The following is a 12,294-nucleotide window of genomic DNA, read 5'->3' as shown; positions in this document are numbered from 1 at the left end:
TCCTTACTAGGCATTTAGTGTAATTCAAGCTTGTCCAAATGCCAAATGTCGTCTACATATTCCTGAATGGTTCTATCAGATGAGAACTTTCCAACATGTGCAACATTTTCAAGTGCCATCTGTCCCCATTTAAATCTATCCTTGTAAGCCTCCTGAATCTTTTCATGAGCCTCACAGTAAGATGCAAAATCCTTTAATACAAAGTATGTATCAGCCTTTGCTGTACATTGAGTATTAAGTAATGAATTGTACAAAGGTCTAAACAGCTCAGGATTATCAATACTGTAATAGCCATTAACAAGCTGCTGCAATACCTTCTGAATACGATAGTCATTATTCATCACATCTACAGGATTGTAATCATTGTTCTTTTCGTGGGTAATGACCTCGTCAGAGCTCATACCGAAAATAAAGATGTTCTTTCCACCAAGCTCCTGATACATCTCCACATTAGCACCATCCATAGTACCAATTGTGACAGCACCATTAAGCATAAACTTCATGTTACCTGTACCAGATGCTTCCTTTGAAGCGGTAGAAATCTGTTCTGAAACATCAGCTGCAGCGAAAATCCATTCAGCATTAGAAACCCTGTAATCCTCGATGAAGACTACCTTCAGCTTGCCATCAATTGATTTATCATTATTGATTACAGCTGATACGTTATTAATAAGCTTAATGATAAGCTTTGCATTCTCATAGCCTGCTGATGCCTTTGCACCAAATATAAAGGTGGTAGGATAGAAATCCATCTCTGGATTTTCCTTAATCTGATTATACAAATACATTACATGAAGGATATTAAGCAGCTGTCTCTTATACTCATGCAATCTCTTAACCTGAACATCAAAGATTGAATCTGCATCAACCTCGATGCCATTATGATCAAAGATATACTTGGCAAGACGTCTCTTATTTTCATGCTTGATAGCAATAAACTCATCAATAGAGCGCTTATCATCAACATATCTTTCAAGCTTCTGCATCTGAGAAAGATCTGTAATCCAACCACGACCAATCTTTGAAATTACCCAATCTGAAAGCTTATAGTTTCCATGCATGAGGAAACGTCTTTGAGTAATACCGTTAGTCTTATTATTAAACTTCTCAGGATACATCTCGTAGAAATCATGAAGCGAAACATTCTTCAAAATCTCTGTGTGAAGAGCGGCAACGCCGTTTACTGAGAAGCCGGCAGCAATCGCCATGTGAGCCATCTTGACCTGACCATCAGCAAGAATAGCCATACGATTGACTCTTGCATCATCACCAGGGAACTTGGCTCTAATATCCTCACAGAATCTACGGTTAATCTCCTCAACTATCATGTAGATACGAGGAAGCAGATTCTTGAATATATCCTGTGGCCATTTTTCAAGAGCCTCGGACATAATTGTATGGTTAGTATAAGCCACACAATGTGTTGTAATATTCCAAGCATCATCCCAGCCAAGACCATGCTCATCCATAAGAAGACGCATAAGTTCTGCAACTGTAAGTGTTGGATGAGTATCGTTCATCTGGAAGACCACCTTTTCTGGAAGTCTCTTAATATCATTGTGATGACGGAAATACTTATCAAGTGCACGCTGAAGGGATGCAGAAACAAAGAAATACTGCTGCTTCAAGCGCAATTCCTTACCTTGAATATGATTATCATTAGGATACAAAACCTCTGTCAGATTACGAGCAAGGTTCATATCCTCAACTGCCTTATTATAATCACCACGCTCAAAGGAATCTAATCTAAAGACCTCCTTTGGCTTGGCGTCCCAAATCATAAGGGTATTAACCATACCATTATCAAAGCCTGTAACAGGCATATCATAAGGTGTGGCAATTACTGAATTGTAGCCCTCGTGAATATATTTCGTAGTGCCATCTGGCTGATTCTCATAGCGAACCCAACCGCCAAATTTTACCTCGTACTCATACTCAGGGCGCTCCAATTCAAATGGGTAGCGAGTCTGAAGCCAGTTATCTGGTACCTCTTCCTGATATCCATCTACAATCTTTTGCTTGAACATACCATAGTGGTATCTAATACCGCAGCCATAAGCTGGATACTGCAAAGTTGCAAGAGAATCCAAGAAGCATGCTGCAAGACGGCCCAAGCCACCATTTCCCAGGGCTGGATCAGGCTCCTGGTCTTCAATTGCGTTGATATCAACGCCCAATTCATCCAGGGCATCCATGACCTCGGTGTAGCCACGCATATTAATCATGTTATTTCCTAGAAGTCTACCAATTAAGAACTCCATGGACATGTAATACACGCACTTAGGATCCTGCTTGTTGAACTCTTTTTGAGTGTTCAACCAGTTATCGATGACTACCTCGTTAACAACTTCAGAGCAAGCCCTGTAAATCTCTTCCTCGGTAGCCTCATCAAAATCCTTTCTAAACATGATTTTCACACGATTAATAATCTCGCGCTCAATCTCCTTAGTACTTGGCATCTGTCTCTTCATACCTCAAAACCCCTCCTAATTTTGTATGCGTTCGTAAAACTGACGTATAAGCTGATTGAAGTACTCCGTGCTCCCGCAGGCCACCTCCCATTGCAGTCAAGGGAACCTCCCCTTCGGGGTCCCTCCTTAACTACATGGGGCCCTCCTGCTCGCGCTCGCCAACGATGAGAACAGCTTATACTAGTCTACGAATTGCCTCTAATGTAGTAAGAATAGCCTGTAGTGCACAAGGAAAATGTTTCTTAAGCGAAGCATTCTAAGCTGAGCGTAGAAATATTATCCTTGTGTGCGTAACAGGCGAGCCATAACCTAGTGGCTAGCCACAACCTAACGGCGTGTTACAGCAAGTGTTACCTTCTCGCCGTTGATGTTCCACTCTTTTACGTGGGCGCCTTCTGTGCCTTCTTCGATAGAATCTGCGAGAACTTCACCTGCGATGATGTCCTTATTCTTGGCGAAGATTTCGTTAGCCTTTGGTGTTCCGGCATACGCTACTGTGATGCGGTCCATAACCTCGAAATCTGCTTCCTTACGCATTGTCTGAATCTTTGAAACGATTTCTCTTACGAAGCCTTCCTCAAGAAGCTCTTCTGAAAGATTTGTATCGAGAACTACTGTTACGTAGTTGTCTCCATCTGCTACGAAGCCTTCTGTCTGAGCCATAGAGATAAGTAAGTCTTCCTCTGCAAGCTCGATAGATGCATCAACCTCTGGCAATCTTAATACCCCATTTGCCTTAAGTTCTGCATAAGCTGCGTTGCCATCAAGTGATGCAAGAGCCTTCTGGATACCGCCAAGGAACTTACCGTACTTAGGTCCTACTGTACGAAGCTGTGGCTTGAATGAGTATGATGTGAATGAAGATACATCATCTGTGAAGGTAGCCTTCTTAACGTTAAGCTCATCCTCGATGATTGAAACGTACATTTCATCAAGCTCATGCTCAGCCTTGATGTACATCTGGCCGATTGGCTGTCTATTTTTAATCTGTGCTGTGTTACGGCAAGCACGTCCGTGAACTACAATCTTAAGGAGCTCATCCATATCTTCCTCAAGCTTCTTGTCAATGAATGCTTCATTAACAACTGGGAAGTCACAAAGATGGATTGACTCTGGAGCTGTCTTATCTACTGAGCGAACCATGTTCTGGTAGATTTCCTCTGTCATGAAAGGAATCATAGGTGCTGCTGCAAGTGAGATATCCTTAAGGCATGTGTAAAGAGTCATGTAAGCATTAATCTTATCCTGCTCCATTCCCTTTGCCCAGAATCTGTCACGGCAACGACGTACGTACCAGTTTGACATATCATCTACGAACTCATCTAAAGCACGTGCTGCTTCAGGAATCTTGTAGTTTGAAAGATTATCATCAACTGCCTTAATGCTTGAATTAAGACGTGAAAGAATCCACTTATCCATAACTGCAAGCTTGCTGAAATCAAGCTCATACTTTGTAGGATCAAACTCGTCGATATTTGCATATAAAATATAGAAAGCGTATGTATTCCAAAGAGTTCCAAGGAACTTTCTCTGGCCTTCCATAACTGCGTTCTCACCAAATCTCTTTGGAATCCATGGTGCTGAAGATGTGTAGAAGTACCATCTGATAGCATCTGCGCCCATCTTCTCAAGTGCGTCGAATGGATCAACAGCGTTGCCCTTAGACTTAGACATCTTCTGACCATTCTCATCCTGAACGTGACCTAATACGATAACGTTCTCATAAGGAGCCTTGTTGAAAAGAAGTGTAGATTCTGCCATAAGTGAGTAGAACCATCCACGAGTCTGGTCAACAGCCTCTGAAATGAACTTAGCAGGGAACTGCTGCTCAAATACTTCCTTATTTTCGAATGGATAATGATGCTGAGCAAATGGCATAGCACCTGAATCGAACCAGCAGTCAATAACCTCTGGTACACGCTTCATTGTGCCCTTACATTCTGGACATGTGCATGTAACCTCATCGATGTATGGACGGTGAAGCTCGATAGTTTCTGCTTCAGGTCTGCCTGAAAGCTCTGCAAGCTCCTTACGGCTACCGATAGAAATCTGCTTACCGCAATCTGCACATTCCCAAATGTTAAGTGGAGTTCCCCAATAACGGTTACGAGAAATACCCCAGTCCTGAACGTTCTCAAGCCAATCACCGAAACGTCCCTTACCAATGTTTTCAGGAATCCAGTTAACTGTATTGTTATTTCTAATCAGGTCATCCTTAACCTCTGTCATCTTGATGAACCATGATTCTCTAGCGTAGTAGATAAGTGGAGTGTCGCATCTCCAGCAATGTGGATATTCGTGCTCGAACTTAGGAGCATCGAAAAGCTTGCCTTCCTTATCAAGGTCCTTAAGAACCTCTGGGTCTGCCTTCTTAACAAAGAGACCTGCATAAGGAGTCTCCTCTGTCATTTCACCCTTGCCGTCTACGAACTGAACGAATGGAAGGTCGTACTTACGGCCAACCTTAGCATCGTCCTCACCAAATGCAGGAGCGATATGTACGATACCAGTACCATCTGACATAGTAACGTATGAGTCACATGTAACAAAGTGAGCCTTCTTGTGCTGCTTTTCAGCTGCAACGCCTGCGCACTCAAAGAGTGGCTCGTATTCCTTGTACTCTAAATCTGTACCCTTGTATGTTTCAAGTACTTCGTAAGGCTTAACGCCTTCTTCTGTAGCAACCTTTGAAAGCACCTTATCTGCAAGTGCCTCTGCAAGGATGTATGTGTAGCCATCAGCTGCCTTAACCTTGATGTAAGTCTCATCTGGATTTACGCAAAGTGCAAGGTTTGATGGAAGTGTCCATGGTGTTGTTGTCCATGCAAGGAAGTAAGCCTCCTCACCCTTGATTTTAAAACGAACAACTGCTGAACGCTCTTTAACTGTCTTATATCCCTGTGCAACCTCCTGTGCTGAAAGAGGTGTACCACAACGTGGGCAATATGGAACGATTTTGAATCCCTTGTAAAGGAGCTTCTTGTCCCAGATAGTCTTAAGTGCCCACCACTCAGACTCAATAAAGTTGTTGTCGTATGTGATGTAAGGATTATCCATGTCAGCCCAGAAACCTACAGTTCCAGAGAAATCCTCCCACATACCTTTGTATTTCCATACAGATTCCTTACATTGCTTAATGAAAGGCTCCATACCGTATTCTTCAATCTGCTCTTTTCCGTTAAGACCAAGAAGCTTTTCAACCTCAAGCTCTACTGGAAGACCATGAGTATCCCAACCAGCTTTTCTAGGAACAAATTTGCCCTTCATTGTCTGGAATCTAGGAATCATGTCCTTGATGGCACGTGTCTCTACGTGACCGATGTGTGGCTTACCGTTTGCTGTTGGAGGGCCATCGTAAAATGTGTAAGTCTCTCCCTCTTTTCTTGAATCCATTGACTTCTGGAAGATGTCATTTTCTTCCCAGAACTTCAATACCTGCTTCTCCCTTTCTACGAAGTTCAGGCTAGCGTCTACTTTGTTGTACATATTAAGTAATTCCTTTCTATGAGGATATCCTTTCTCGTCAGATATCCCTTCTCTTACTATTAAAAAATGCCAAAGTCGGCACATTTAACCAAAATTATAATGTATCGTCTAAATCCACCTCAGGGTGCTCGTCATCGCCAACTATACCATCAAAAAGACTGTCCAAGTCATCCCCGTCTGGTTCTTCATAAATATATTCATCTCCGTCCTCATATGGCTCTAAATCATCGTAAAGACCATCCAAGCCGTAGAAGTCGTACCATTCCTGCATACCTTCTGTATCATTTTCAAGGTTTGCAAGACCATCTATATTACTAAAAATAAAAGACCATGCGGCTATACAGCACACAATACCAAGAACAGATGTAACAATACCTACTATAGAAAATACTCTTCCAAGCTGATTTCTGCTTTTTACAAGATAAACAATACCTAACACTATGGCGATAATAGCACCGATAATGTTGATTCCCATTAAAAAGAACACAAGTGAAATAATACCAAGAACCATTGAAACCACTGCCATTCCAAGGCCATCCTTTGGTGGTATATAGCCTGGCTCTACGTAGCTGTATCTAGGGCCGTTGTACTGGCCTTCCTGCTGATATGTCTCACTGAAATTTTGCTGATACTGAGGACCTTCGTAATCCTTTGTTTCCTGATTATCTTCATCCTCAAACATGTAATCGTTATTCATAAATCACCTACTGAAAATAATATTAACCTAATCTTAATTATGATAACTGTTTACTGCCTTTTTTACAACCCCCCTATAGATGCGACCTTCCTAGTTTTTCATGCTCCCGGAGGCCACCTCCCATTGCGGTCAAGGGAACCTCCCTAAAGGGTCCCTCCTTAACCACATGGGGCCTTCCTCCTCGCGCTTGCCAAGGTTATGCAGGTCGCTAAATAAAAAACCACCCAGCTAATATAACTGGGTGGCAAATGACTATACGCTTTTAGAAATCTGTAAGGTTTGCTGCGCGTCTCTCAAGGAATGCGCCCATACCTTCTGCCTTATCATGTGTAGAGCATGTGATACCGAAAAGGTTTGCTTCCATCTCAACAGCGTTCTTGATGTCCATATCGTAACCGTTGTTGATTGCAGCCTTTGCGATAGATACTGCATAGCTTCCCTTTGAAGCAATCTTTGCAGCCATAGCCTTTGCTGTAGCCATAAGCTCTTCTGTAGAAACTACCTTGTTTACAAGACCGATTCTGTATGCTTCGTTAGCATCGATAGAATCGCATGTGAAGATAAGCTCCTTAGCGCGTCCCATACCAACAAGACGAGCAAGTCTCTGTGTGCCACCGAAACCTGGGATGATTCCAAGGCCTGTCTCTGGCTGACCAAATGTAGCGTTTTCGCTAGCGATACGGATATCACAAGCCATAGCGATTTCGCATCCACCGCCGAGTGCGAAACCATTAACTGCAGCGATTGTAACCTGTCTCATGTTCATAAGCTTAAAGAATGGAACTGATGCTCTCATACCAAATGCACGAGCCTCAGCTGCTGTGAAGTTAACCATCTCAGAGATGTCTGCACCAGCAACAAATGACTTGAATGCATTATCCTTCTTATCAGGACCACCTGTAAGAATAAGAACCTTAACATCATCTCTTGCCTCGATTTCTGTTAAAGCTACGTTAAGCTCATCAAGTGTCTCTGAATTAAGTGCGTTAAGAGCTGCTGGACGTGAAATTGTAAGTACTGCAATCTCATCAGCAACTTCAAGCTTTAGGTTGTTAAATTCGCTCATAGTAATCCTCCTCTTTTAGGGTTTATTCCCTATTTCTCATGTTTATTATACTAGTCCATTGTTAAACTTTTGTCAATCCCATTAAACGTTTTTATTTTTCTTCTTTCATCTTCTTTTTGTTAGCGTACATGAGAGAATCTGCTCGCTCAAAAACGTCTGATGCGAACTTATCAGTTTTTTCATAGAGAGAATAACCAACAGCGATTGTAACCTTGCCATTTTTCTTATTCTTCTTATTTATTTTATCGATTTTTTCGATTCTGGTTTCTAAGTATTCGTAATCCTTGCCCTTGACCACTGCTACAAATTCATCGCCACCCACTCTAAACACTGGGCTTCGTGCAAAGGCATCACAAATAATCTCACAGCCTTCCTTGATGTAAGCATCGCCTGCTGCATGCCCCATGGAATCGTTAACCTGCTTCAAACCATTAATATCGCAGACAACAATAGCAAAGGCTAGATCCATGCCGGCACCTATTTGGATGTTTAGATGCTCCTCCTCATCCACATAAGCTCGTTTGTTTTTAACGCCAGTAAGCTGATCCTTTAAGGCTTTATCCTCGGCCTCTAAAAGATTTGCGGCATACTCCTGCTCCATCAATACCTGATTTTCTATATCGATAATACCAACAATCAGCTTATCTCCTGTAGATTCATGAACTAATGTGGCTTTGGCAGAAACATGTCTAATCTGGCCATCAATCATAAATCTATAGTTGTAAACAAACATGCCTCTGTCTTTAATATGCTGCAGAACATTTTCTTTATTAAATACCTGCGCAAATCCTTTATAATCATTTGAATGAACAATCATTTTAGCATTTTCTACTGATGTAGCAAAGAAGTTTTCACCCTCATCAGGTAAACCGAATCTTCTAAATCCTTCGGAAGCTGTGAAGCATACATAATGTTCAGTTTCAGGATCAACAGTGTAAAAGCAAATGTAATCTCCTGAAAGAGCCATTACACGAGAATACATCAAACGCTCTTCTTTTGCTTTTTCAATGATTTCCTGCTGACGAGCCTGCTTATCAACGTTACTTACGCCTATCAAAATATGATTATTGTCTGTTCTCACTTTAACAATCTTCATACTTACATGGGTAGGTATGCCGTTAATTATAAGCCTGTAGGTAACACTATAAACGCCCTGGTTCTCAAGGCTTCTTTTAATATTTTCCTTCGTAAAGGACTCAAGAATAACATCCACATCCTCAGAATAAATTCTCTTTTTTATCAGATTCCTAGCCCTTCTAAAGAAATCATCGCCCTTTGTGTCCACAGCCACATCCCTGTTTACACCGTCAGGGCTATATTCTACATATTCTTCTGTATCCATATTAACAAAATACAAATCGATGTAATCTTCTGCCAGCGCACGGGCTATATAGTTATAAGTCAGGGAATCTGCTATATTCTGGTTTTCGTTTACCTGCAAAACTGCAAGAACCACTGCAGCCCGCTTTGTCACTGAATTAACGGCAATTCGTTGAATAAGCATTTGTACAATTCGACCATCTTCCAGTCTATCATCAATAATCTGTCTCTTTCCAGTCATGGCGCACTTGCGAATACAGCTCATTGTGTAAACCCCAACTGAAGTATGTTCGTCATCAAAATCATATATGCCGGATAAATCTGAAATAGGGAAATTATGGACCATATATTTCCTAAAGGATTTATTTCCACGAACAATTCTTACAGTTTTGCCATCTGTTTCCATGATTACAAGTGGGAAGGTATCAAAATATTCAGCTAGTTCTTTTGAGCTTCCTCTCGCAAAGGAAATATCATACAGATTAACCCTTCCTAGAGCTGAATAGTAAGAAGTTTCGGCAGGATTTTCAAATCCAATAGCCACGCCCTTTATATATCTTTCAAAAATCGCAGCCTTAGGAATAGGCTTACAATATAGGAAGCCTTGGAGCTTTGTGCAGCCGATTTCCTGCAAAAACTCCACCTGCTCTTGAAATTCTACACCCTCAACAACAGTTTCCATTCCTAGAGACATAGCCATTCTTACAAGCTCTGTCAGAATGATTCGTGCTCTCTCGCTAATGCGAATCTGCTGAACGAAGTACATATTAATTTTTAATGAATCAAAGTGAACCTTTTGCAAGATAGGTAGCACAGAATCACCGCTGCCATAATCATCCATCCACACCTGGAAGCCCAAATCTCTGAACTGCTCCACCTGGCTGATAATCATGTCATTGTTGATATTTAAAGAAATCTCAGATATTTCAATTGCTATCATACGTCTTGAAATACCTGAATCTTCGACGCGTTTTGAAATTTCTTCTACTATGTCACAGGCGTAGAAATCCACCTGAGAAAGATTTATAGATGTAGGAACAACGTAAAGTCCTCTTCTACGCTGTTCGTTCATCTTTGAGAGGGCTTCCTCCAAAACATACAAATCAAGCCTATGGACAGCGTTGATAGCCTCCAAGGCAGGAACAAAATCGATAGGATTAAGTGTGCCAAAATGTGGATCTTCCCATCTTACCAAGGCTTCCTCACCGCAAACTCTACCGTTAGAGGTTCGAATGATAGGCTGATAATACACTTCTATCCAGCCCTCATTCATAGCTCTTTCGAAATTGTCAATTATGTATTTATTTTTATTAAAAGTGCCCCCAATATTGTCCATTAAACGTTAAGTCTCCTTTGAATCTCGCTAACTACTTCACGTCCCTTAAAGATAATCGCTCCAACAAAAAGGATTACGCTTATCATTAAACAAATAATCCATGCGATTGGACAATCCCGCTCTGCAAAGAAATAAAAAACAATATATGGCAAAATACCTACCACAAGATTTGTGAGCAGATAAACCATTGAATTACCATTCTTATCTATCATTGCAAGAACAAAGTTCGCTATAAGTGTCCCCATTACAACTATCGGTGCAACCCATTCCGCAATGAAAGCAAACTTTCCAACGTAATATGCTGTAATTCCCATCATCACCAGCACAATAAATACAAATAGTGTCATTATTCGAGAGGAGCTGATGCCCTTTTTGAAAAGCCTCATTATTCCAAATTCAAAAACTATCAACCACATCGAAATGATTAGGCTCCAGTGGAAATCCACCTTGTGCCACATATCAAAGCCAAAAAGGAAATCTACTCCGAGGCTTGCGATTATTACAGTCCAAACAATAAACAACTGAATTTTATAAAAGAAAGACTGTAGCTTTAGTGTTGTCTGCTGCGGAAAATAAGGTCTTTCAGCCTCTCCATTTAATTTACTCTGACAAATTGGGCATTTCTTTAAATTGCCGCCCACTTCTATTTTACAATAAGGACAATTCTTCATTATCGAATCACCTCCGTAGCATATACTCTTATGTTGATTCCATCCTCAGTCATGCTTCTCACAAGATTCTTTATAACTCTTGTGCTAGCATAAGGGGATGTGATTCCAAGAGATAAATCCCCATTGTAACTATACATTGTTGAAAACAGATTGGCAGAGCTGCAAAAAGCACTGTAATTCTGAATCATATCTCCTACTTCCTTTGGTGGCTTTTGCACGCCTAAATTAGAAAGCACTAGAGAAACCTTTTTATCTGTCACCTTTGAACCATATCTTACAACCCATTGCTTTATGAATAGAGGCACCGCTCTAACTGGTGCAACATATTCCATGGTCTCGAAATTATCCATCTGCTTTTTGATGTTTTCTTCTGTAAGATTTGATTTAAGCTTTTCGTCAAATTCCCTTGCCAAATCCTCTAAAGAGATTTCTTCATCGAAAACATGTGATACATTTACATTGTTGAAGAAATTACGTGAGGTATAGCTTGGGTAATAATTTCTAAGATTTACCGGCATGGAAATATTGATTGGAGTTTTGCGCTTTCTAGGCGGCATTTCCTCCATGATTGCCATCATGAACCTGGCGCCAATATAGCTGGTAAGAGATACCCCTATGGCCTTTGCCTTTGGAAGTATCTGCTCTGTAGGCATGTGAACCTCGAAAAACTGAAGCTGATCATAAGGCAGCTTCAAGCCACTAGGATGATAGGCTCGTTTAAGGGATGAACCCTTAAGTCCCATGCTTCCAAAAAATTGCTTATAGCTATCCTGATTCAAATCATCCTCAGAGGCTCCTGAGTGGATAGTGATATCCTCGAATCTACCAGGATATTTAAGCTTCAAATAATCAAGCACAATAATATTTAAAAATTCAAGTGCACCTGTTCCATCAGAAATGGCATGGAACAAATCCAAATTGATTCTATTACCATAATAAGTAACCTTGTAGTGAAGCATTGCACGGCCTGGCGCATATAATCTAGGGCAAACTCTGCCATGCTCCTCTGTAACCACCGGCTGAATATCTGTGTCCTCCATATAATGCCAAAAGACACCTCTTCTGATTCTCACCTGAAATTGTGGTCTAATCTGAATTGCAGATAAAACTGCTTCCTGTAATAATTCTGGATCTATTTCCTCCCAAAGTGTTGCGCTGACACGCAAGGTTCTCGTATCTCTTTTTGCTGCTGTTGCTAGGAAGACCTTGGCAACATTATCTACCTTATACCAATTATCTCTACTCAT

At 41.1% G+C, this 12,294-nt stretch carries 7 protein-coding genes; all 7 read right to left on the bottom strand.

All coding sequences use genetic code 11. From position 1 onward, the window contains the following. Positions 1-14: 14 nt before the first annotated feature. The 7 genes from BM097_RS04720 to BM097_RS04690 all read right to left on the bottom strand — a co-directional run bounded on the left by BM097_RS04720 (position 15) and on the right by BM097_RS04690 (position 12,294). On the bottom strand, positions 15-2,471 hold the full coding sequence (locus BM097_RS04720; protein WP_090546410.1) for a glycogen/starch/alpha-glucan phosphorylase: 2,457 nt from the start codon (positions 2,469-2,471) through the stop codon (positions 15-17). A gap of 327 nt (positions 2,472-2,798) precedes the next feature. Continuing rightward, positions 2,799-5,957 (bottom strand): isoleucine--tRNA ligase, encoded by a 3,159-nt coding sequence (ileS, locus tag BM097_RS04715; RefSeq protein ID WP_090546455.1) that lies wholly within the window; start codon positions 5,955-5,957, stop codon positions 2,799-2,801. Positions 5,958-6,051: 94 nt separating this feature from the next. Then, complete coding sequence (locus tag BM097_RS04710) at positions 6,052-6,654, bottom strand: DUF4190 domain-containing protein (RefSeq protein ID WP_090546408.1); 603 nt, start codon at positions 6,652-6,654, stop codon at positions 6,052-6,054. 262 nt (positions 6,655-6,916) lie between these two features. Next, positions 6,917-7,720 (bottom strand): enoyl-CoA hydratase-related protein, encoded by an 804-nt coding sequence (locus BM097_RS04705; RefSeq protein WP_090546405.1) that lies wholly within the window; start codon positions 7,718-7,720, stop codon positions 6,917-6,919. A gap of 91 nt (positions 7,721-7,811) precedes the next feature. Then, positions 7,812-10,376 carry a bifunctional diguanylate cyclase/phosphodiesterase gene (locus BM097_RS04700; RefSeq protein ID WP_090546402.1) on the bottom strand — a complete coding sequence of 855 codons (2,565 nt, stop codon included), beginning with the start codon at positions 10,374-10,376 and terminating at the stop codon, positions 7,812-7,814. After that, positions 10,376-11,047: a DUF6320 domain-containing protein gene (locus BM097_RS04695; RefSeq protein ID WP_090546400.1), complete on the bottom strand. Its 672-nt coding sequence runs from the start codon at positions 11,045-11,047 to the stop codon at positions 10,376-10,378. Before BM097_RS04695 ends, BM097_RS04700 begins: the two co-directional genes overlap by 1 nt. Beyond that, entirely contained in the window at positions 11,047-12,294 is a 1,248-nt protein-coding gene (locus BM097_RS04690; RefSeq protein ID WP_090546397.1) for a hypothetical protein, read from the bottom strand. Before BM097_RS04690 ends, BM097_RS04695 begins: the two co-directional genes overlap by 1 nt.

It is taken from the genome of Pseudobutyrivibrio sp. OR37 (assembly GCF_900113655.1).
Lineage (GTDB): Bacteria > Bacillota > Clostridia > Lachnospirales > Lachnospiraceae > Pseudobutyrivibrio.
This window is presented reverse-complemented; position numbering and strand designations above follow the sequence as displayed.